Below are 21,917 nucleotides of genomic sequence, written 5' to 3'. Positions count from 1 at the left end.
CCGAGTATCCCCGACAGAAGGGACGTACGACCGATGCACGAGACCAAGGAACCGCTGAAGCCGGTCGAGCAGGCCACCTCGGCGCAGCCGGACGACGCCACCTGGCAGGCTCCCGCCTTCGAGGTCGTGGACACCGCGCTGGAGGTCACCGCCTACTCGCTCAGCACCCGCTAGCCGCTGCCATGCTGCTGCTGGTACTCGGCACTGCCGCCGGCGGCGGCATCCCCCAGTGGAACTGCGCGTGCCCCGGATGCTCCGGGGCACGCGCCCACCCGCACCGGCGCCGCCGGCACGCCTCCCTCGCGGTGCGGACCGGCGAGGGCCGCTGGTACGTCGTCAACGCGACCCCCGACATCGGCGACCAGATCGAGGAACGGCCCGAACTCCACCCCGGGCCCGGCCCCCGGCAGACCCCGCTCGCCGGCGTGATCCTCACCGACGCCGAACTCGACCACACCCTCGGCCTCGCCCGGCTGCGCGAGGCCGACGGTTTCCAGGTGCGGGCGACGGCCCCGGTCCGCGGGGCGCTGCTGGAGCGCCTGCGGCTCGGCGAGGTCCTGGCGCCGTACACCGACGTGGCCTGGCGGGAGCTGCCCGCGCACGGTGCCGAACCGCTGGACGGCACGGCGTCCGGCCTGCAGATCAGCGGCATCCCCGTCTCCGGCAAGCGCCCGCGGTACGCCGCCGACGCCCCGGACGACGACGCCTGGGTCGTCGCGCTGCGGCTGTACGACCCGTCGTCCGGCGCCTCGGTCCTCTACGCCCCGGCGCTGGCCGCCTGGCCGGACCGCCTCCAGCAGGCCGCCGCCGAGGCCGACTGCGTCATCGTCGACGGCACGTTCTGGGACGACGAGGAGCCCCGGCGCACCGGCATCTCCTCCCGCACCGCCACCGGCATGGGTCATCTGCCCATCGACGGTCCGGGCGGCACCGCCGAACGGCTGGCCCCGCTCTCCGCCCGGTGCCTGTACACGCACCTCAACAACACCAACCCCCTCGTCGACCCGGCCGCACCCCAGCACAAGCGGCTCGCCCGGCTGGGCATCGAGGTGGCGCACGACGGGATGGTGATCGAGCCATGAGCACGGCAGCTGTGAACACGCCCCGCGCACCGGCCGCGGAGCCCTGGAGCCCCGCGGAGTTCGAGGCACGCCTGCGGGCGGTGGGGGAGGAGCGCTATCACGACCGGCACCCCTTCAACCTGCGGATGCACAGCGGCGACCTCGATCCCGGGGAACTGCGCCGCTGGATCGTCAACCGCTTCCACTACCAGCGCCACATCCCCGTCAAGGACGCCCTCATCACCGCCAAGCTGCCCACCTCCGAGCTGCGCCGGATGTGGCTGCGCCGCATCCAGGACCACGACGGCTCGCAGAGCGGCGAGGGCGGCATCGAGCGCTGGCTGCGGCTCGGCGAGGCGGCGGGCCTGGACCGCGAGACGCTGCTGAGCGGCGACGCGGTACTGCCGGGCGTACGCCTCGCGGTCGACGGATACGTCAACTTCTGCCGGCTGCGCCCGCTCCTCGAAGCCGTCGCCGCCTCGCTCACCGAACTGTCCGCCCCGGACCTGATGCGCACCCGCATCGACGCCTTCGAGCGCCACTACCCGTGGATCGACGCCGACGGCCTCGCCTACTTCCGCACCCGGGTCTCCCAGGGTCGGCGCGACAGCCGCGAGGCCCTCGACCTGGTGCTTCGCTGGGCCGGCACCCGCGACGACCAGGAGCGGGCCGTGGCCGCGCTGCGCTTCAAGTGCGACGTCCTGTGGTCCCTGCTGGACACCGTGGACGGCGCGGGCGACGGGGAGCGGGAGTGAGCGCGCCGCCCGGCACCGACTGGCGGCCCGCCCTGGCCTCCGGCACCGTCCGCCGCCACGACCCCGTACGGCACGCCGACCTGCTGCTCCTCCCCGAGCGCGTCGGCGTCCTCACCGGCTCGGCCGTCGCGGTGCTCGGCCTGTGCGACGGCTCCCGCGGCGTCGGCGACATCGTCGCGGAACTGGCCGGACGCTTCCCCGGCGCGCCGGTGGCCACCGACGTGCCCCCGTTCCTGGAGCGGCTGCGCGAGGAGGGCTGGCTGCGATGACCCCGACCGACCCGAGCCCCGGCCCGGCCGCTCCGGCCCGCCCCTGGGCGCTGCTCGCCGAGCTCACCCACGCCTGTCCGCTGCACTGCGGCTACTGCTCCAACCCCCTTGAACTGACCCGCCGTTCGAGGGAGCTGACCACGGACCAGTGGGCGGACGTGCTGCGCCAGGCGGGAGAACTCGGCGTCGTGCAGATGCATCTGTCGGGAGGCGAACCGCTGCTGCGCCGGGACCTGCCGGAGATCGTCGCCGCCGCCGAGACGGCGGGCATCTACACCCAGCTGGTCACCAGCGGTGTGGGCCTGAGCGAGTCGCGCCTGGCCGCACTCGTCGCCGCCGGACTGAAGAGCGTCCAGCTGTCCGTGCAGCACGCCGACCCGCGCGCCTCCGACCGCATCGCGGGGCGCCGGTCCTTCGCCGAGAAGGAACGGGCCGCCGAGCTGGTGCGGGCCGCGGGCCTGCCCCTCGGCCTGAACGTCGTCCTGCACCGCGCGAACCTCGACGCCCTGGACGCGCTCGTCGAGCTGGGCAGGGCCTGGGGCGTGGACCGCGTCGAGCTGGCCAACGCGCAGTTCTACGGCTGGGGCCTGCTGAACCGCGCCGCGCTGCTGCCCACCCGCGAGCAGCTCGCCGGGGCGCAGGAGGCGGTGCGGCGGTGGCGCGAGCGGCTTCCGGCCGGCCCCGAGCTGGTGTGGGTGGTACCCGACTACTTCGACGGCGTGGCCAAGCCGTGCATGGGCGGCTGGGGGGCGGTCTCGCTCACCGTCACCCCTGACGGCACGGTCCTGCCCTGCCCGGCCGCGGCCGCGCTGCCGGACCTGGATCCCCCGAACGTCCGCGACCACCGGCTGGACTGGATCTGGGACCGCTCCCCGGCGTTCACCCGCTACCGCGGCACGGACTGGATGCCCGACCCCTGCCGGAGCTGCTCCCGCCGCGAGGAGGACTTCGGCGGCTGCCGCTGCCAGGCCTACGCGCTCACGGGGGACGCCGCCCGCACGGATCCCGCCTGCGGACTCTCCCCGGACCATGGGTTGATCCGGGAGCTGGCCGACGGGGCCACGGACGGGCACGAGCGCATCACGCGGCGCGCACCCGCCCGGCCCGAGGCGGTCGGGCTGAGCTGATCACACCGGGAACGCGACCTGTGTGTCCGTAGCGGGGGGCGGCGGGACGGCCGGCCTCAGCCGGGCCCACTGGGCCGCGAGCAGCAGCAGGTAGTGCGGGTTGAGCACCACGTACCGGCGCCACAGCCTGCGCGGTTCCAGGCACAGCCGCCACAGCCACTCGAGCCCGTGCCGGCGCATCCACAGCGGCCCTCTGCGCAGATTTCCCGCGTGGAAGTCGAACGCGGCACCGACGGCGAGCAGCGGCATCGGCAGCAGCGGGCGCATGGCGTGCACGAACGTCTCCTGGCGTGGGCAGCCCAGCCCGACCAGGACCAGCCGGGCCCCGGATCCGGTGATCCGCGCGGCGATCTCCATGTCCTCGCCCGGTCGTGCGGTGCGGAAGCCGGACGCCTCACGGCCGGCGATCTTCAGCGCGGGCAGGGTGTTCTCCAGGCGCAGCGCGAGACTCTCCAGCGTCGACTCCGTGGAGCCGTACAGATACACCGGCAGGCCCTCGTCGGCCGCGGCACGCAGGACGTGCAGCGTCAGGTCCGGGCCGCACACCGGGTCCTGGAGGGCCGTGCCGTGCAGCAGGTTCAGTGCCCAGCGCACGGGCTGGCCGTCGGGGGTCACCAGGTCGAAGGAGTTGAGGCGGGCGCCGTGCTCCCGGTCCAGCACGCCGGTCATCACGCCGTGCACGGCCAGCGCGGTGACGGCGAACGGGCGGCATTCCCGGGCAGCGGCGAGCACGGCGTCCGTCGCCGCGGCATAGGTGGTCGCGTCGACGAGGACGCCCAGCACGTTCCTCTTCCCCGGCCCCGGCGTCATCTGCTCCTCCCTCACCGGGCCGGCGTCCATCGGTCCGTGTTGGCCTCGTGGATCTCGTTCATGATCATGGGGATGTCGTACGTCAGCCGCCACTGCGGATAGTGCGCCTCGAAACGGGCGTTGGAGCTGATCCACCAGATGTGGTCGCCGGTGCGGGGAGTTTCCACGTGCTCGATCCGCACCTCGTTGCCCGTGATCCTTTCGGCCAGGGCGATCGCCTCGAGATTGGAGCAGTTGGAATGCCGGCCGCCGCCGAGGTTGTACACCTGCGCGCTGCGGGGGTTGCGGAAGAACGCCTCGAACGCGGTGACCACGTCATGACTGTGGATGGCGTCCCGCACCTGCTTGCCCTTGTAACCGATGAGCCGGTACGTACGTCCCTCCATGGCGCAGCGCATCACATAGGCGAGGAATCCGTGCAGTTCCGTGGCGCAGTGGCCGGGGCCGGTGAGGGTGCCTCCGCGGAAGCACGCGGTCCTGAGTCCGAAGTAGCGGCCGTACTCCTGGACCATGATGTCCGCGGCCACCTTGGAGGCGCCGAACACCGAGTGCAGACAGGCGTCGATCGACATGTCCTCGCGGATGCCGCCGGCGTAGGGGTGATCTTCGGCGATCTCCCAGCGCGTCTCCCGCTCCACCAGCGGCAGGGAGTTGGGGCGGTCGCCGTACACCTTGTTGGTGGAACAGTGGATCAGCGGGGCGTCGGGGCAGTGCTCGCGGACGTTCTGGAGCACGTTGAGGGTGCCGCCGGCGTTGATGTCGAAATCCAGCAGGGGGTCGCGTGCCGCCCAGTCGTGGGAGGGCTGCGCCGCGGTGTGGATGACGACGGCGATGTCCCGGCCGTACTTCCGGAACACGGCCGCCAGCGCGTCCCGGTCACGAATGTCCACGTCGTGGTGCGTGTAGGCGCTGCCGAGATCCGCCGACAGCCGCCGCACGTTCCACGCGGTCGACGCTTCGTGTCCGAAGAACCGTGCGCGCATGTCGTTGTCGATGCCGACGGCATCGAGGCCCAAGCGCGCGAAGTGCCGTACCGCTTGGGCACCGATCAGGCCGGCCGAGCCGGTCACCACCGCGACACTCATGCAATCGCCTCCTGAGGAGAGCTGACCAGGGGATGCCGTTCCGGCTCCCGTCGGACGCGGGCCCGCCGCGACCGTTCGCCGGCGAGGAGGATTCCGGCTGCCCAGAAGAAGGGCGCGGCGCCGAAGGGCGACTCGAGGATGACGCCCAGCAGGGCGACGATGAGCAGGGAGACCACCACCAGCACGCACAACGACGTCAGTTCGTCGGGCGGCCCTCTGCGGACGGTTCTGACAGCGATGGTCACCAGACTCGCCAGCAGGGCGACGACGACGGTGAGGCCGACGAAGCCCAGCCGGGCAAAGGCCGTGACCAGGTAGTTGTGCGGGGAGCGCACACCCATCCCCCGGCCGATGGGGAGATCACCGTTGGACTGCTGCAGGAAGTCCGGCCCGAAGCCCACGCCGACGGCCGAACGCACCGGATCGTCGAGGGTGTAGGTCACCACCCGCTCCCACGCGATCAGCCGGGCGCGGGTGGTGCCGTGCGCGTTCTCCACGAGTTCGGAGGACGCCGTGGCGGTCTTGTTGAGCGCGAGGAGGCGCTGGCCGGCCGGGGAGATCGGGAGCACCGCGACCGCGGCGAGGACCGCGATCGCGCCGAGCACCACCGCGCGGAGCCGGAGGCGACCGTCGCCGCCCACCCGGAGCATGACGGCCACCAGGACGCACGCACAGCACGAGAAGAGCCCGGCTCTGTTCACCTGGGCGAGGCCCGTCACCAGCGCGGCGGCCGTCACTGACGCGTGCAGCCAGATCCGGCCCCGCCTCATCCGCAGGATCGACAGGCCCGCCAGCACACCGAGCACCGCCACGTCGAAGTCGGTCCTGATCTCGAAGACGCGGGTACTGCCCACGGTGGGCAGGGTCGCGACGAAGCCCGGTGCGAGCGTGGCCACCACCATCCACGCCAGGTGCAGCAGCAGTCCCCCGTGCAGCAGCCGGACCGTGCGCTCCCGGCCGCGCTCACCCACTCTCTGGTAGGCGCCCGCGGAGAGACAGGCGATGGCCACGTAGGCGAACGGCGCCGCGTCCCGCAGGGCCACCCGCAGGTCGTCCTGCACGGTGAGCAGCCGGAACGCCGTCACCAGCAGCAGCAGCCGGACGAGGATGCCCGGCCCGTGGACACGCTTCGTCTCCTTCCCGGAGAGCAACGCCGTCCAGGTGGCGGTCAGGAAGGCGGCACACAGCAGGACGTCGCCGATGTAGAGAGGCCCGACATGGATGTGTGAACCCCAGCGGCTCCCGGCGAGCAGAACGGTGACCGCGACCACGCCGGCGACCAGCCTGCGGTCCGCGGAGGCGCCCGGTCCGCCCGCCGGGGGCCCCGGCGGGCGGTGGTGCGCGGGCGGGCGCGCGGCCACGTCGGTTCTCGGATACGCCATGTCCACTCTCGCTGTCACGTAGCGCCCTCGCTCGCCCGCCTGTCCACGCAGGCCCTCCTACGAGCTGGGCGCCGCGACGCGGCCATGGGCGACATGCGCCGCCTCCTCGTACGCCTCCGAGATGCGGTTGAGCCAGGCCTGCTCGGTGAAGTGGTCGGCGTAGACCCGACGGCAGTGGTCGCGCAGCCCCGGGAAGCGGGCGGCCGCCTGAGCCAGGACCGGACCGAACGGCTCGCTCCACCTCGTGACCAGGCCGGTGCCGTGGTCCCGTACCGCCTCGGCCACCGACGAGCCCTCGAACGCCAGGACCGGCAGCCCGGCCGCCAGGGCCTCGACATGGACACAGGGCTGGACCTCGTACCAGCGACTGGGGAAGACGAGGCCGCGGTAGGACGGCATCCGCCGGCACAGTTCCGCCCGGTCGAGCTGACCGACGAAGCGGACGGAGGCGGGGGCCGCCGCCCGGCAGGCGGCGAGGAGGTCGCCGTCGCCGATGACGTCCAGCGGTTCGTGGGCCGGCCACTGCTGCAGCAGTTCCAGGACGCCCTTCTCCGCCGAGAGACGCGCGGCGACGAGCCAGCGGCCGTTGTCGGGGCCAGGGGTGTCGCCGGACAGCGGCGCGTCGACGAAGTTGGGGACGAGCAGCAGGCGCTCGGCCGGTACACCGGCGTCCCGGTACGTCCGCTCGCTCAGCCGGGAGTTCACGACGAGCCGGTCCGCGCGGGCCAGCAACGGGTCGTGTGCGGGGCCGTGCCGTCCGGCCCAGGCCAGCGGCAGTGTCGCCGCCCTGGAGTCGCGGTAGCAGCCGTACCGCAGGGCCGCCCAGCGGTCGCCGTCGGGGCAGCGTGTGCACACCGACCCCGCTCGGTACAGGGTCGCCGCGGCGCACATCGGCCGGTAGTTGTGCAGGGTCGCCACGAGCGGGCCCGACCAGTGCCGTACCCAGGATCGGCCGTAGTTGGGGAAGAGATTGTGGACGTGCACCAGATCGGGGGCGTACGCACGCAGCCGGGCCAGCGGGTTGCTGCCCCGGCCGGACGCCACACGTGCCGCCGCGCGCAGCGGATAGAGCGGGTCACGCGCGAGGTCGTCGGTGTGGGCGTCGAACAGCTCCACCTCGTGGCCCGCCCGGCCGAGCGCGCGCACCTGATCCCGTACGAGCGCGTTCTCCCCGCTGGGCGTCGCGGCCGTGTAGAAGCTGTGGACCACCGCGATCCTCATGGCGACGTGCCTTCGGTCGTGGCGCCCGCCGTCCTGGGTGCCACCGCATCGGTATCAGCCACGACTAGTTCCTCCGGCCGTCACACATCAACTCGGGCATACCGGACAGCGTTCCGCAGTCGATGACTCTCCGTGACGTTTGGGTGGGGCGGTTGCGGTGAGTCCACCCGCCTGGCCGAGCGAACCCGTGCCCGGTGTTCGGCACCCGGTTCGGGATGCCGATGCTGCTCATCGGGTGATCGTTTTGTTGTGATGAGCGTCGCCGGCCGTCCCGCCGTGGGTGCGTCGGACAGACTCGATGCCGTCCGCAGCCTGCCGCGCCTCGCCCGAGGCCCTGGTCCTCACGGCCACCGTCGCCGGCTTCATCCCATGGACAGGCGCATGGACCCCAAGTGATCCGCTGGAGCCGGTTGGAGATGGTGGCAGTGACTGTTCGGGGAGAGGTGCCTCATGTCCCGCTGCCGGGGCGCACGCGGATGCGTCCCGGCGGGGGGCCGTCCCGCGTGCGGCGAAGACGGCGCGGCAAGCCGGCCTGGTACGCGCCGGCCGCCGTCGCGGTCGACGCGGTGGGCGCGGCCGTACCCGTGTACACCGCCTTCCGTCTCTTCGGTGAGGCGCACGCCGCGTGGTACGCCACGGCCGTGGCCGTGGCCTGGGTCCTCGTACGGGCCGCGCGCACCCGGTACACGTGGCGCGCCCTGGGGGAACGCGGCCGCGCCCGGCCCCTGCTGCGGGACGGGATGGTCCTGGTGGGACTGCTCACCGTCGTGAGGGCGGCGACGGGTGAGGACTCCCCGTTCCCTCTCGTGCCGTCCGCCCTGGTCATGTGCCTCGCCTTCACCGGCACCTGCCAGGCCCTGACACACCGCCATCTGCTGGCCCGGCGACGTGACGGGCGCGGTGTCCGCAGGGCCCTCGTGATCGGGGAGACCACCGCCCTGAACGGCCTGGTCAACCGTCTCTCCCGCCGCACCGACCACGAGTTCGTGGTGGTCGGGGTGTGCCCCATCGGTGAGGGTGCCCCGAACCTGATCGCCCCGGTCGCGGCACGGCTGGCCCCGCGGCTTCCCACACATCTGTCCGACGATTCCGCGCCGGTACTGGCCGCGGTCCGCGAGCTGGAGGTGGATCTGGCCTTCGTCGTGTCCGGACCGACCATGGCCGCCGAGCGACTGCGACGGCTGTCCTGGGCCCTGCACGAGGACGGCTGCCCGCTCGTCGTCGTCCCCGGTCTGACCGAGGTGGTACAGCGCCGCGTCACCGTCTCGACCCTGGCCGGCCTGACGACGCTGCAGGTGACTCCGCCCGCCCGGGGCGCCGCCCTCCTCGTGAAGAACGTGCTGGACCGTGTGGGCGCCGCGGTGCTGCTGGTCCTGTTCGCCCCGGTGCTCGCCGCGGTGGCCGTCGCCGTACGGCTGGACTCGCCGGGGGCGGTCCTGCACCGCCAGGTCCGCGTCGGCCATCAGGGCCGCCGCTTCACCCTGGCGAAGTTCCGCACCATGGTCGCCGACGCCGAACAGCTCAAGCACGAGCTCGCGAAGACCAACGAACACGACGGCCTGATGTTCAAGATGCGCCGCGATCCCCGGACCACGCGGGTGGGCCGCGTGCTCCGCCGGTTCTCGCTGGACGAGCTGCCCCAGTTGGTCAACGTGCTGCAGGGTCACATGTCCCTGGTGGGACCTCGGCCGCCGCTGCCCGAAGAGGTCGCGCAGTACAACGAGGTGGAGCTGCGGCGGCTGAGCGTCAAGCCGGGGCTCACCGGTCTGTGGCAGGTCAGCGGGCGTTCCGACCTGTCCTGGGACGAGACCGTCGCCCTGGACCTGCACTACGTCGACAACTGGTCTCCCGGCGTCGACCTGGGCATCCTCTCCCGCACGCTGCGCGCCGTCGTCGAAGGCAACGGCGCCTACTGACCCCGGGCCGGCGGGCGCGTGAGCGCGGCCGGCAGCAGCCCGCGTTCCCGGGCGACCCGGACACCGTGCAGGGCCGTGCCGTACCGCACGCAGGAAAGCGCCACCACGGCGGCGACCGCGAGCTTGGCCGCGAGGATCACCGGCACGGGGCAGGTTCCCTGCAGTGCCCGCTGAACGGACCACAGGGCGCACCAGATCACGCCGGAGAGGGCGACAGCCTGCGCGTACGCCTGCGCGACCGGCCGGCGAGCGGCGGGGAAGAGCCGGTTCAGCCAGAAGGAGAACAGGGCCTGCTTGACGAGCTGACTCACCAGCATCGCCGTCATCACGCCCAGAATGCCGTGACCCAGGGAAAGCGCGACGGCGGTGCCGGCGACGAGAACCAGCAGCTGCACGAGATGGATGAGCACCTTGCGTCCCACCGAACCCATCGCCTCCACCAGCGTGCCCGAGAACTGCGCCACCAGGCTGAGCACACTGACCAGACCCAGAAGCGGGACCAGGTCCGCACTGCCCCGCCACTGGCCGCCGAGCAGCAGGGCCACCAACTGCTCGCTGCTCGCGCCGATCACCGCCCACAGGGAGAACAGGACGAGCGCGGTCACGGACGTGGCGTCGGCGTAGGAGGAGGCGAGCCGGCCGGTCTCGTGCTGGATGCGGCTGAGGGCCGGCAGCAGCACCTTGCTCGCCGCCTGCTGGACCTGCTGCAGCGGAAACGACGCCAGCAGCGCGGCGCGGTCGTAGAGTCCGGCGGCGGCGACACCCACGTGGCGGCCGATGGCGAGCTTGGGCAGATCCGCGGTGAGGTACTCAAGGAAGCCGTTCACCGACACCTTGCCGGCGAAGCGCATCACCTCCCGCATCGCCCGCACGTCGAACAGGGGACGCAGGGAGTGCCGGACGAGGGCGTAGGACAGCAGAGTCTGCAGCAGAGCCCAGCCGAGCGTGCCGTAGACCAGACTCCACACGCCGGCGCCGAGAAGCGCGGAGCAGATCGAGACGGCGCAATGGCCGACGGCGAACGAGAAGAAGTCGGCGACGGCGACCGCCCGGTAGCGCATACCGCGGCTCAGCAGTCCGGTGGCGGGGGCGCCCAGAGCCGCGATCAGCAGACCCAGGGCGAGTGCCCGGATCATGCCGGTCAGTTCGGCCGGGCCACGGATCAGCTCGGTGCCGTACGGCGCGAGGAGCCAGACCGCCGCGGAGCAGCAGCCGCCCACGGTGAGGGCCAGGGCGAAGATCACGCGTAGGTCCCGGTCGGTGAGTGAGGGCCGCTGGACCACCGCGGAGCTCAGGCCGCCCTGCGCGAAGTGGTGGGCGAAACGCGGCACCAGGTAGGCCAGGGCCATCAGACCGAAGTCCTCGGGCGTGAGCAGCCGGGCCATCGCGGCCGCGTAGGGAATCTGGACGGCGGCGCTTGCCGCGCCGGCGAGATAGGTCCAGCGCATTCCCCGGACCGTGACGGACGTCAGCTGCGACATGGGGACAGGATCCAGTCACCCTGCGCGGCGAAATGCGCGACGCGCGGGGCGCTCCATCACACGTGCGAGTGATCGGCCGGATCGCAGCAACGTGGATTGTCTCGCCGTAACGCCGAATTCCTGTCCTCCGTGGCGTGTCCGCCAAACAGTGCACAGCCTTTGCCGCACGCCGAAGAGAGCGAACATCCGCTTATATCCTTTCGAGGCTCTGTGTGAGCACGTCCCTCCTTTTCCTGTATCTGGAGAAAAGCCATGCGCGTTGCCGTGACGGGTGGGGGCGGTTTTCTGGGTTCGCATCTGTGTGAGGCGCTGCTGCGGCGTGGAGACGCCGTGGTGTGCCTCGACGACCTGAGCACGGGGCGGCCCGAGAACATCGCGCACTTGCGGAAATATCCCGCCTTCCAATTCATCCATGCCGACGTGAGCGTGGTCGCGGACGTCCCCGGTCAGCTCGACGCCGTCGCTCATCTCGCCAGCCCCGCGTCACCGCCGGACTATCTGCGGATGCCCCTGCAGACCCTCGCCGTGGGAAGCCGGGGCACCGAGAACGCCCTCGAACTGGCCCGGCGCACAGGCGCCCGGTTCCTCCTGGCGTCCACGAGCGAGGTCTACGGCGATCCGCTGGTCCATCCTCAGGAAGAGAGCTACTGGGGGAACGTCAACCCGATCGGTCCGCGCAGCGTCTACGACGAGGCCAAGCGGTACGCCGAGGCCGTCTCGTTCGCCTACCACCGCACCCACGGCGTCGACGTGGGCATCGTCCGGATCTTCAACACCTACGGGCCGCGCATGCGCCCGAACGACGGCCGGGTCGTGTCCAGCTTCATCGCCCAGGCCCTGGGCGGCGAACCGCTGACCATCTACGGCGACGGCAAGCAGACCCGCAGCTTCTGCTACGTGAGCGACCTGGTCCGCGGCCTGGTGGCGATGCTGGACTCCAGCGAGACCGGCCCCGTCAACCTCGGCAACCCGGAGGAGTGGACGGTGTCCGACCTCGCCGACCTCGTCCTCGGCATCACCGGCTCGGACTCCGAGGTCCAGTACCACCCGCTCCCCGTGGACGACCCGGTCCGCCGTCGCCCGGACATCGGACGCGCCGGCGCACATCTCGGCTGGCATCCGGAAGTTCCGGTCGAGCTGGGCGTGCGGCGGACGGTGGAGTGGTTCCGCGGCCGGACGTGCGACGACGTGACCGGGGAGAGCTGACCATGCCCGGCCCCACCACCGTCCTGGTGACCGGTGGCGCCGGTTTCATCGGCAGCCACACCTGCGTCGAACTCCTCGACCACGGCTACGACGTGGTGGTCGTCGACGACTACTCCAACAGCTCGCCCGGGGCGCTGGAACGCGTCGCGAAGATCGCCGCCCGCCCGCCGGCCGCCGTCCACGCACTCGACCTGCTCGACCGGCGCGCGCTCTCCCGCGTCTTCGACGAGCACCGCATCGACGCCGTCATCCACTTCGCGGCGAGGAAGGCCGTGGGGGAGTCCGTCGAACTGCCCGCCGAGTACTACGACACCAACGTCGGCGGCACCACGGCACTGCTGCGCGGCATGCGCGACCACGAAGTCCACCGTCTGGTGTTCTCGTCCTCCTGCTCGATCTACGGCAACGCCACCCGCGTCCCGATCACCGAGCAGGACCCGGCGGCCCCCACCAACCCGTACGCCGCCTCGAAGTGGCTCTGTGAGCAGGTGCTCGCCGACACCTGCCGGCATCTGCCCGAGCTGTCCGTGCTGGCCCTGCGCTACTTCAACCCCGTCGGAGCGCACCCCGGCGGACTGCTCGGCGAGGTGCCCCGGACGACCGTGCCCAACAACGTGATGCCGTACCTCGCCCGCGTCGCCGCGGGCCGGCTCCCCGAGCTCAGTGTCTTCGGCGGCGACTACCCCACCGCCGACGGCACGGGCGTGCGCGACTACATCCACGTGATGGACGTCGCCGAAGGCCACCGCGCCGCGCTGGAACACCTCGACGACGCGAGCGGCATGCGTGTCTTCAACCTCGGGACGGGACAGGGCACGTCGGTGCTCGAACTCGTCGCCGCCTTCCAGCGCGCCTGCGGCAGGCCGATCCCGTACGAGATCACCGGGCGCCGGCCCGGCGATGTGGCCGCCCTGGTCGCCGACCCCGGTGCCGTGGCCCGGGCCTGGAACTGGACCACGAGGCGGGACCTCGCCGCGATGTGCGAGGACGCGTGGCGGTTCCAGGAGCTCAATCCGTCCGGCTACCCGGACTGACACAGAAGAGGCCAGCGAGATGCGACTGACCGTCATCGGAACGGGATACCTCGGCGCCGTGCACGCCGCGTGCATGGCGGACCTCGGACACGAGGTGCTCGGCGTCGACATCGACGCCGAGAAGATCGCGGCTCTCGGCGAGGGCCGGGTGCCCTTCTTCGAACCGGGCCTGCAGGAGGTCCTCGGCACGGCCGTCGCCTCGGGGCGGCTGCGGTTCACGACCGCGATCGACGAGGCCGCCGACTTCGGCGACGTGCACTTCGTCTGTGTGAACACCCCGCAGCGCCGGGACTCGTCCGCCGCCGATCTGCGAGCGGTCGACGCCGTCATCGACGCGCTGGTACCCCGGCTGCGCGGCCGTTGTCTGGTCGTGGGCAAGTCCACGGTCCCGGTGGGGACGACCGCCCGCCTCAGTGCGCGGGTCGCAGAGCTGGCCCAGGAGGGCGCCGACGTCGAGGTCGCGTGGAATCCCGAGTTCCTGCGGGAGGGCTTCGCCGTCCAGGACACGCTCCGCCCGGAGCGCCTGGTGACCGGCGTACAGACCCCGTGGGCGGATCGGACCCTGCGCGAGGTGTACGCCCCCTTGCTGCGGACCGGCGTGCCCTACATCAGCACCGGACCGGCCACCGCCGAGCTGGTGAAGGTCGCGGCGAACTCGTTCCTCGCCACCAAGATCTCCTTCATCAACGCCATGGCCGAGGTCTGCGACGCCACGGGCGCCGACGTGACCACCCTGGCCGAGGCCCTCGGCTACGACACCCGCATCGGCCGCCGTTTCCTCAAGGCCGGGCTCGGCTTCGGAGGCGGCTGCCTCCCCAAGGACATCAGGGCGTTCACGGCCCGTGCCGACGAGCTCGGCGTCGGCAGCGCGGTGGCGTTCCTCCACGAGGTCGACGCGATCAACACACGGCAGCGGCGACGCACCGTCGACATCGCCCGGGACATGGCGGGCGGGGGCTTCGAGGGGCGCCGTATCGCCGTCCTCGGCGCCACCTTCAAACCGGACAGCGACGACGTCCGCGACTCGCCGGCCCTGGCCGTCGCGGCCGCGATCCACGGCGAGGGCGCGGCGGTACGGCTCCACGATCCACAGGGCATGGACAACGCGCGAGCCGTCCTGCCCGTGCTCGACTACGTCCCCGACGTGACCAAGGCGTGCGAGGGAGCCGACCTCGTCCTGCACTTGACCGAGTGGGCCGACTACCGCCGCATCGATCCCGCCGAGCTCGCCGCCGTGACGCCCACGCGCCGGATCCTCGACGCGCGCAACGCCCTCGACGCGGCACTGTGGGTTTCCGCCGGCTGGACGTTGCGGGCGCTCGGCAGGCCGACGCCCGCGCCCCTGCCGAGTCAGCAGACGGCCGCCGGGCACGAGTCGGCCGTCCGCTCGGCCGAGCCGGCCTGAACGAGGCCACCGTCTAGGCGCCGGGAGCCCCGTGGACCACGGCACGCGGCGTACGGCCCCGGGGAAGCCGCATCCCGACGCGGCGCAGTGTGTACGACGGCCTGGCCACCAGGGCGAGGGCGAACAGCGCGGTCGCCCTGACGTACCGCCGCTCCAGCACGAGCAGGCCGGCCGCGCGAAACTGCCGCGCCGCGCCGTCCTGCCACCGCTGCGCCCTCGTGAGGCGGTACGAGGACACGAACGCGTCCAGGTCGGGGGCGGGCCGGCCCTCGAGCCGGGCCGTGGCCCGCTGCTCGACGAAGCGCATGATCATCTTCATCTTGGCGTGCTGGCGGGACGACAGGGAGTCGCTGTGGACCCGGTAGGCGCCGAGCGGCCGCATGACCGTGGCGATCGACCCCGCCAGCGCGAGGCGACTGATGAGGTCGAGGTCCTCCACGACCGTGAGCGACTCGTCGTAGCCTCCGGCCGCCCGCACGGTGTCGGCCCGGGCGAGCAGGCAGGAGTTGATCGGGAACGGCGACAGCTGACCCCGCCGCATGCGTTCCCGGGAGTCGGCGTCCCGAGCGTCCTGACCCGCCCGGCCGAGCAGTCGTCGGCCGTCTCCGGACAGGTACTGGAAGACCGCGCCGACCGCGACGACGTCACGGTCGCTCCGCAGGACGCCGAGCTGCTCGGCGAGCTTGTCCGGGTACCAGAGATCGTCGGCGTCGAGAAAGGCCACGATCTCCCCCTTGGCGAGGGCGAGACCGCGATTGCGCGCCGCCGCGGATCCCCGGTTCGGGCCTCGGTCGACCCGGACACGCGCGTCGGCGATGCCTTCGGCGATCGCCGCGCCGCCGTCCGTGGAGCCGTCGTCCACCACGATGACTTCGAGCTCCCGATGCGTCTGGCCGAGGACGGACGCGACACAGGCCTCGATGTACTTCTCCGTGTTGTACAGGGGAATGATCACTGAAACGAGCATGGTCGCCTCTCGGACGTCGGCCGGATTCTCGATCAGCCCCCGGCGCGAGGGGGCAGGATGGCGCGGTAGAGCTCCTCGGCGGTCTCCGCCTTCGCCGTCCAGGTGTGCTGCCGTGCCCACGCCAGCGCGGCTCGTTCCATGCAGTGGCGGGTGTGCTGATCCTTCAGCACACCGCTGAGCGCCCAGGCGAGGCGGTGCGGCAGATCGGCGGGATCGCCGAGCGGCACGGAGACCGCTCCGCCCGGCGCCGAGAAGTCGCTGATGCCGTGGTGGCCGAGATGGACGACGGGGAGCCCTCTGGCCCACGCCTCCAGGGTCTGGGTGCTGGAGGAGTCCCGCAGACTGGTCATCAGGAACGCGTCGGCCTCGTCACAGGCGGCGAAGACCTCCTCGCGGGGCAACAGACCCCGGAACTCGACCGATTCACCCACGCCCAGCCGTAGCGCGAGCTGCTCCAGCGACGGTCGCAGAGGGCCGTCACCGAGGATCACCAGGCGCGCGTCCGCGATCTCGGACCGCAGCTGCGCGAGCGCCCGCACCGCCAGCTCGGGGGTCTTGCGCGGGTGCAGCCTGCCGACCCACAGAACCGTCGGCGGGCGATCGGACCGGGCCGTGCGGGCCTCGGCCGGCTCCCGGATCAGCGACTCCTGGATGCCGTCGGCCAGCATCAGCCGAGTGGCGGCACCGCTCAGGTCCCGGGCCCGCCGTTCGGTGTCCCGGTTGGTCGCCAGCACCACGGCCGCGTCACGCAGGGTCATACGGCACGACTGCCGACGGCTCAGGCAGCGAACCCACAGCCACGTCCGCAGCGCCTCCTGCGGATAGGCGGCGCCCAGGTAACGCCGATGACTGTGCGGCGCGATCTGGCCACCGCCGACGGGACCGAACACCAGGGGCGGCCCCAGGTGCCGCAGGGCCGAGCCACCCTGCAAAGACCCGTACGAGACGTGGTGCACGAGGTCGGCCCGGTCGAGCCCCTGGTCACGGGCGTACGCCAGAGCCTGGTGCTGCCATCGGTCGTAGCGCTTGACCTCCGCGGCCATGGAGCTCAGCGGGTCGGGCAGCAGCCCGGTCCACCGCGGCGCTCGCGGTTCCGGGATGACGTGCAGCCTGATGCGTTCGCCCACCGCCCCCAGGTCCGCCACCCGCCGCTCGGCGTGTCGCACGCTGTCGAACTCGGGGTGTGTCAGGACCTCCACGGTGTGTCCGCGTCTCGCCAGGGATTCGGCCCAGCCCCAGCCGATGGCCGGTTCGCTACCGCGCGTCGGATCGCAGGTGAATGCGACCAGGACGATCCGCAGTCCGGCAGATTTTTTGTCGATGTTCCCACGCATGAAGACCCGTCCGTCCGCCGTGAGGAGCCCTCTCCTGCCGCCAGGCATATTGCGCAGGCGCCGGGTGGAATTCGGCGCCGAAACATTCTCCGCAATGCATTTTCAGGGGGATTTCCCCCGATCGGCTCCGCTCGGTACGTGCGCAGGCGTGCCGACGGCTCGTGGCTGCCGGATACGCGGCTGGATAGTGCCTATTCTTGCTCGCGCATACACCGACGAACACACGCAAAGCGAAATGAATTCGCTCCTCTGAGGGGTGCCCGTTGGACCTTCGTGGATATCTCAAGGTGCTCGCCAGGCGCTGGCCGACCGTTCTGATCTGTCTGTTGCTGGGTATCGGCGCGGGCGAGACGGTCACCGCGCTGACCACGCCGGTCTACGAGGCCCGGTCCCAGCTCTTCGTCGCCACCCGCACCGGCGTGGAGACCGACGACCTGAACCAGGGGCAGTCCTTCTCGCAGGCCCGCGTCCAGTCCTACGCGGCGATCGTCGGCACGCGTCAGGTGACCGGACACGTCGTACGCGAGCTGCGGCTGAAGTACACGCCGGAGCAGCTTGCCTCCCGCATCACCGCCGAGGCGCCGCTCAACACCGTGCTCATCAACATCACGGTGCGCGACACCGGTCCGGCACGTGCGGCGCGTATCGCCGATGCCGTCGCGGACCGCTTCATCACCGTCGTCGAGAAACTGGAGACGCCGAAGCGGACGCCCGCGCCCCGCGGGGAGCGCAAGGCGTCCAAGGCCGCCGCCTCGCCCACCTCGCCCGTCTCGCTCGGTGTCACCGAGCAGGCGAGCGTCCCGACGAAACCCGTGTCGCCGAAGCGGCTGCTCGACCTGGTGGCCGGTCTGCTCGGCGGGCTGCTGCTCGCCGCCGGAGCCGTCGCGCTGCGCGAGGCGCTCGACACCACGGTCAAGACCGGCGACGCGCTCGGAGAGCTCACCGCGCTGCCCGTCCTCGGTTCGATCCCGTACGACAGGACCTCGGCCCGGCAGCGGATCGCGATGGACGGCGCGGGCAGCTCCGTCCGCGCCGAGGCGTTCCGCAAGCTGCGTGCCAACCTGCAGTTCGCACAGGTCGACGACCGGCCCCGGGTGATGGTCGTGACCAGCCCGGTGCCCGGCGAGGGCAAGTCCACCACCGCCGTGAACCTGGCGCTCTCCCTCACCGACACGGGGATGCGCGTCTGTCTCGTCGACGCCGACCTGCGCCGCCCGGCCGTGGCGGGCACGTTCGGGCTCGTCCAGGACGCCGGTCTGACCACCGTGCTCATCGGGCAGGCACGGGTCGAGGACGTGATGCAGCAGGCCGCGGGCCGGCTCGCGGTGCTCACCAGCGGGGCCGTGCCGCCCAACCCCACCGAGCTGCTCGCCTCCGAACGCATGGCGGAGCTGCTGCGCGAACTCGCCGGCACCTACGACGTGGTCGTCGTCGACAGCGCCCCTCTGCTGCCGGTCGCCGACACCATCGGCCTCGCCCCGCTGGTGGACGGCGTGCTGCTCGTGGTGCGCGCGTCCCACACCGGTCGCGACCAGATCCGCAGCGCCGCCGACTCGCTCAACCGGACGGGCGTACGCGTCCTGGGCACCGTGTTCAGCATGGTCGCCGCCCTCAAGGGCAAGGGCTACGGCTATGGCTACGGCTACGGCGCCGAGCTGCCCGTGCCCCGCCCGGCAGCCGTCGGCGAGGAACCCGCCGAAGCCGCCGGGGCCGCCCGGCAGCCCGTCTCCGGCGAGAAGTGAGCCGTCACCGTGACCACCTTCGCCGTCCTGTTCGTCTGCACCGGCAATCTGCACCGCTCCCCGGTCGCCGAGCGGCTGCTGGCCGCCGTGCTGCCGGAGCCCGGCTTCCGGGTGCGCAGTGCGGGCACCGGCGCCCGGCCGGCGCCGCTGGACCACGTGACGAGCACGATCCTCACCGAACTCGGCGGCGAGGTGCGGGACTTCACCGCGCGGCCCCTGGAGGCCGGCCAGGTCGAACGGGCCGACCTGGTGCTCGGGTTGGAGCGGTGCCACCGGGAGGCCGCGGTGCGGCTCTGCCCGCTGGCACTGCGCCGCTGTTTCACCCTCCGCGAGTTCGTCCGGCTCTCGTCCGGAGCCCGGGCCACCACACCGCACGAGGCGGTCCGGCTGGCGGCGTCCCGGCGCGGGGAGATGCCGCCCGCACCGGGAGTGACGGACGGCATCGCCGACCCGCACGGCGAGCTGCCCCATGTGCACAGGGCACGGGCCCTGGAGGTCCGTGCGGCGGTGCTGGCGCTGGCCGCGATCCTGGATCCGGCCACCGCGCATCACCTGCCGGGCGACGACGGCAGCCCCGACGGGGTCGCCGTCGCCGAGCCCGTGCCGGGCCGGCGCGCGGCCGACTGAGCCGTGGGGCTCAGCGACCGCAGGGCCGCGCGGGTCTGACGGTGGCCTTGAGTGGCGTCACCAGCGCCTGCCGCAGAATCGTCGGAGGGCGGTCGGCCTCGGGCTCGAGCAGGTGCAGTACCAGCGTGCGCGTGGACTGCCTCGGGAGCTCCAGGTCGAGGGTGAACACCGGATGGCCGCGTTCGAAGCCGGGGACCGGCTCGACCGGCCGGCCGTCCAGGGTCGCCCGCGTCAGCTTCGCCCCGGTACCGGCGTAGTACGACACCAGCAGCCGGTTGTCGCCCGGCTGGGTGCGGTAGGACGGCGCGTCCACGCGCTGGGTGACGTACTGCGGGAGCCCTGAGGACGGCGCACGGTTGGTGAGCGTCACCGTCGTCGTGACCGCGCGCCCCTTCTCCGTGCAGGCACCCGGCTCCCACACGAGACTCCGGTCCAGGTAGTAGTCCAGCTTGGTGCCCGCACCGTTGTTCAGCACGAGCCCCGCGAACGGGCCGGGTGCGTCGGGCAGTGCGCCGCCGAAGGGCCGTGCCTCCAGCAGCCGCTGCTCGGCCGGGTGCGCGCTCCACACCTGGAGCCGGCCCGCGCGCTGTACGTCGTGCACGGCCCTCATCAGTGCCGGGAGCAGACGCGGATCGTCGAACGCGGTCATCATCTCTTCGGCGGCGGCTCGCGCGGCCTCGACGAAGAACGACTTCCGCTCGGCCACGTCCGAGTACTTCGCGTAGCTGTCCCGCTCGGTGAGGTCCACCGCGTTGTCCGCGGTCAGAGCGCTCCCGTCGGGCAGCCGGGCCGGTCCGGTGGCACGCAGCAGCATGCCGAGCGAGGCCGGGTCGATCGCGATCGCGCCGTCCAGCTTCCGGCCGGTCTGTGCGCGCCAGTACGAGGTCCAGATACGGCCGGCGTACGGGAAGTGCGGACTCATGTTGGAGTTCGCCCACATGCTCTGGGGGCCGTTGTGCCCGTACTGGGCCGCGAACTCGGCTCCCAGGTCCGCCTTCGCCGCCACGTCGATCTCGGTGTTGTTGCCGAAATGCTCGAACGACACCTTGCCGCGATCGGCCCGCAGCACCGCGAAAGCGCCCGGGAGACCGCCCGTGCCGCGTGCCTCGGCGATGTTCTGGAACGCGAGGAAGTAGTGCCGTGGCCCGTGTGTCCCGAGCATGGCCGGCACCACGCGGGCCGCGACGGCGGCATCGCGTGTCTGCGGGACCAGACGGTCCAGCTGCCCCGTCAGCTGGGCCCGCCCGCGATCGGCCGCCGGCAGCCAGGTGGAGCGGGGAAGGCGGCGGGCTTCGGCGCGCACCTCGGCCACGACCCGTGCGGCTCGGGCGAACTCCGGCGCCTCGCGCTCCAGCCCCGCCAGAGCCCGCGGGACGCCACCCGCCTGAGCGCTGGACGCCAGGCGCGGGACGGCTCGCACCAGCGGCGGAAGAACGTCGCCGGCCAGTCTGTCCGAGGCGTCCGCGATGCCGCGTACGGTCTCGAAGGGGCCGCCGACGAAGGGCAGCCGGGACGCGGTGTACCAGGCGGGTCCGGTGGTGAGGCCGTGCGCGCGTGCGGCGTGTGCTGCCGCCGACCGCACGAGCCGCTCCTGATCGGACTCCGCCGGGGACCCGGCGGCACCCGCCGTGCGGGAGCCGCCTTCGACCGAGTGGCCGACCGACTCCCGCAGGGCGCCGAGGTCCTCGCGCACGGCGAGGAGCTCGCTGTGGGCGAGCCAGCCGGTGACCCCGATCCAGGCGGCGGCCGCCGTCGGAAGAGCGAGGGCGGCCAGCAGCGCGACCCGGGCACGAGGACCGGTGAGGCGCGGGCCCGCCCGATGGGCGTCCCGGCTGTTCCCGGGACGCCCACGGAAGGTGATGCGTGGTTTCGGCATCGTCATGAGCTGCGGCGGCGGCGCACGACCAGCACGGTGCCCGCGCCCGCCGCGACCAGAGCGGCGGCCACACCGCCCAGGATCATCTCCTTGTCGTCGTCACCGGTGTCGGCCAGGTGCTCCCTGCCCGGGTCCTGCTCGTGACCCTCCTCGCCCCCGTCCCAGTCATGGCCCGGCTTGCCCGGGTGGTGCCCGTCGTGGTCGTGGCCATGGTCGTGGTCGTGGTCATGGCCGGGCGGCTTCGGCGGGTAGGGCGGCTTCGGCGGGTACGGGTGGCCCGGCTTCGTCGGATGGGGCGGGTAGGGGTTGTCCATGGCGAGGGCGGTCCCGGCGCCCGCCAGCGGTGCCACGACAAGCGCGGCGACCGTGACGGCTGAGGCCAGGACGGATCGCCGGCGTGGCGATGTCGTCATCTCTTGCACTCTCCTTGGTGGGCTGTTGCCCGGCGGCAGCTTGGGCGGAGCTCGAGATCTAGAAAACCTAGATAAGTGAAGAAATAGGACATATCGCGAATAAATAACGCTGAATCGTCCAGAAGCAGCCAGATGGTGTACGGCGAGCCTGCGGCGTTCGGCCGCAGCTGCGGTGTACGGAGAGGGGTCGGCGTCATGGCCGGCCG

The 21,917-nt window shown here is 72.2% G+C and carries 20 protein-coding genes; 11 read left to right on the top strand and 9 right to left on the bottom strand.

Annotated features, from left to right (window positions below):
* The first annotated feature begins 33 nt into the window (after positions 1–33).
* From pqqA to pqqE, 5 genes are read left to right on the top strand one after another with little or no spacing between them, the layout of a single operon-like run.
* Positions 34–174, top strand: coding sequence for a pyrroloquinoline quinone precursor peptide PqqA (gene pqqA, locus ACGFW6_RS21885; protein ID WP_393512213.1), 141 nt, complete (start codon positions 34–36; stop codon positions 172–174).
* Positions 175–182: 8 nt separating this feature from the next.
* Positions 183–1,082: a pyrroloquinoline quinone biosynthesis protein PqqB gene (gene pqqB, locus ACGFW6_RS21880; protein WP_393512210.1), complete on the top strand. Its 900-nt coding sequence runs from the start codon at positions 183–185 to the stop codon at positions 1,080–1,082.
* Positions 1,079–1,816 carry a pyrroloquinoline-quinone synthase PqqC gene (pqqC, locus tag ACGFW6_RS21875; protein ID WP_393512207.1) on the top strand — a complete coding sequence of 246 codons (738 nt, stop codon included), beginning with the start codon at positions 1,079–1,081 and terminating at the stop codon, positions 1,814–1,816. The genes pqqB and pqqC overlap by 4 nt, the downstream gene beginning before the upstream one ends.
* Positions 1,813–2,085, top strand: coding sequence for a pyrroloquinoline quinone biosynthesis peptide chaperone PqqD (gene pqqD / locus ACGFW6_RS21870; protein ID WP_393512204.1), 273 nt, complete (start codon positions 1,813–1,815; stop codon positions 2,083–2,085). The genes pqqC and pqqD overlap by 4 nt, the downstream gene beginning before the upstream one ends.
* On the top strand, positions 2,082–3,212 hold the full coding sequence (gene pqqE / locus ACGFW6_RS21865; RefSeq protein WP_393512201.1) for a pyrroloquinoline quinone biosynthesis protein PqqE: 1,131 nt from the start codon (positions 2,082–2,084) through the stop codon (positions 3,210–3,212). The genes pqqD and pqqE overlap by 4 nt, the downstream gene beginning before the upstream one ends.
* Here the strand turns inward: pqqE and ACGFW6_RS21860 are convergent, their stop codons facing one another.
* The 4 genes from ACGFW6_RS21860 to ACGFW6_RS21845 are packed head-to-tail and all read right to left on the bottom strand — an operon-like array spanning position 3,213 to position 7,710.
* The gene (locus ACGFW6_RS21860) at positions 3,213–4,022 is read right to left on the bottom strand and encodes a WecB/TagA/CpsF family glycosyltransferase (RefSeq protein ID WP_393512199.1); all 810 of its coding nucleotides are present in this window, start codon (positions 4,020–4,022) and stop codon (positions 3,213–3,215) included.
* 11 nt (positions 4,023–4,033) lie between these two features.
* The gene (locus tag ACGFW6_RS21855) at positions 4,034–5,107 is read right to left on the bottom strand and encodes an NAD-dependent epimerase/dehydratase family protein (protein WP_393512197.1); all 1,074 of its coding nucleotides are present in this window, start codon (positions 5,105–5,107) and stop codon (positions 4,034–4,036) included.
* On the bottom strand, positions 5,104–6,489 hold the full coding sequence (locus ACGFW6_RS21850; RefSeq protein WP_393512195.1) for an O-antigen ligase family protein: 1,386 nt from the start codon (positions 6,487–6,489) through the stop codon (positions 5,104–5,106). Before ACGFW6_RS21850 ends, ACGFW6_RS21855 begins: the two co-directional genes overlap by 4 nt.
* A 57-nt stretch (positions 6,490–6,546) precedes the next feature.
* The gene (locus ACGFW6_RS21845; RefSeq protein WP_393512193.1) at positions 6,547–7,710 is read right to left on the bottom strand and encodes a glycosyltransferase family 4 protein; all 1,164 of its coding nucleotides are present in this window, start codon (positions 7,708–7,710) and stop codon (positions 6,547–6,549) included.
* Between the two features lie 503 nt (positions 7,711–8,213).
* On the opposite strand from ACGFW6_RS21845, the gene ACGFW6_RS21840 reads away from it, so the two are divergent.
* Positions 8,214–9,626 (top strand): sugar transferase, encoded by a 1,413-nt coding sequence (locus tag ACGFW6_RS21840; protein WP_393512191.1) that lies wholly within the window; start codon positions 8,214–8,216, stop codon positions 9,624–9,626.
* On the opposite strand, the gene ACGFW6_RS21835 is transcribed toward ACGFW6_RS21840, so the two are convergent.
* Positions 9,620–11,107 carry an oligosaccharide flippase family protein gene (locus ACGFW6_RS21835; RefSeq protein ID WP_393512189.1) on the bottom strand — a complete coding sequence of 496 codons (1,488 nt, stop codon included), beginning with the start codon at positions 11,105–11,107 and terminating at the stop codon, positions 9,620–9,622. The two genes, ACGFW6_RS21840 and ACGFW6_RS21835, sit on opposite strands and share 7 nt — an antisense overlap.
* Before the next feature lie 252 nt (positions 11,108–11,359).
* On the opposite strand from ACGFW6_RS21835, the gene ACGFW6_RS21830 reads away from it, so the two are divergent.
* From ACGFW6_RS21830 to ACGFW6_RS21820, 3 genes are read left to right on the top strand one after another with little or no spacing between them, the layout of a single operon-like run.
* The gene (locus ACGFW6_RS21830; RefSeq protein ID WP_393512186.1) at positions 11,360–12,313 is read left to right on the top strand and encodes a UDP-glucuronic acid decarboxylase family protein; all 954 of its coding nucleotides are present in this window, start codon (positions 11,360–11,362) and stop codon (positions 12,311–12,313) included.
* A 2-nt stretch (positions 12,314–12,315) separates the two neighbouring features.
* Positions 12,316–13,347, top strand: coding sequence for a UDP-glucose 4-epimerase GalE (gene galE, locus ACGFW6_RS21825; protein WP_393512184.1), 1,032 nt, complete (start codon positions 12,316–12,318; stop codon positions 13,345–13,347).
* 19 nt (positions 13,348–13,366) lie between these two features.
* Entirely contained in the window at positions 13,367–14,752 is a 1,386-nt protein-coding gene (locus ACGFW6_RS21820) for a UDP-glucose dehydrogenase family protein (protein ID WP_393512181.1), read from the top strand.
* A gap of 13 nt (positions 14,753–14,765) precedes the next feature.
* Here ACGFW6_RS21820 and ACGFW6_RS21815 read toward each other — a convergent pair whose 3' ends face one another.
* Positions 14,766–15,707, bottom strand: a complete 942-nt coding sequence (locus ACGFW6_RS21815; protein ID WP_393512178.1) for a glycosyltransferase family 2 protein — start codon at positions 15,705–15,707, stop codon at positions 14,766–14,768.
* A gap of 44 nt (positions 15,708–15,751) precedes the next feature.
* A complete protein-coding gene (locus tag ACGFW6_RS21810; protein WP_393512175.1) occupies positions 15,752–17,053 on the bottom strand; it encodes a glycosyltransferase family 4 protein in 1,302 nt (433 codons plus the stop codon).
* Between the two features lie 263 nt (positions 17,054–17,316).
* On the opposite strand from ACGFW6_RS21810, the gene ACGFW6_RS21805 reads away from it, so the two are divergent.
* Complete coding sequence (locus ACGFW6_RS21805) at positions 17,317–18,795, top strand: polysaccharide biosynthesis tyrosine autokinase (RefSeq protein ID WP_393512172.1); 1,479 nt, start codon at positions 17,317–17,319, stop codon at positions 18,793–18,795.
* Between the two features lie 9 nt (positions 18,796–18,804).
* Positions 18,805–19,422, top strand: coding sequence for a low molecular weight phosphatase family protein (locus ACGFW6_RS21800; RefSeq protein ID WP_393512169.1), 618 nt, complete (start codon positions 18,805–18,807; stop codon positions 19,420–19,422).
* A 10-nt stretch (positions 19,423–19,432) separates the two neighbouring features.
* Here ACGFW6_RS21800 and ACGFW6_RS21795 read toward each other — a convergent pair whose 3' ends face one another.
* The gene (locus tag ACGFW6_RS21795; RefSeq protein ID WP_393512166.1) at positions 19,433–21,298 is read right to left on the bottom strand and encodes a DUF4012 domain-containing protein; all 1,866 of its coding nucleotides are present in this window, start codon (positions 21,296–21,298) and stop codon (positions 19,433–19,435) included.
* 2 nt (positions 21,299–21,300) lie between these two features.
* Positions 21,301–21,711 carry an LAETG motif-containing sortase-dependent surface protein gene (locus ACGFW6_RS21790; RefSeq protein WP_393512163.1) on the bottom strand — a complete coding sequence of 137 codons (411 nt, stop codon included), beginning with the start codon at positions 21,709–21,711 and terminating at the stop codon, positions 21,301–21,303.
* Positions 21,712–21,917: the final 206 nt, after the last annotated feature.

The sequence above is a fragment of the Streptomyces sp. Y7 genome, from assembly GCF_043195415.1.
GTDB lineage: Bacteria > Actinomycetota > Actinomycetes > Streptomycetales > Streptomycetaceae > Streptomyces.
Note: the sequence above shows the minus strand (reverse complement) of the source record. Positions and strands in the feature narration are given on the sequence as shown.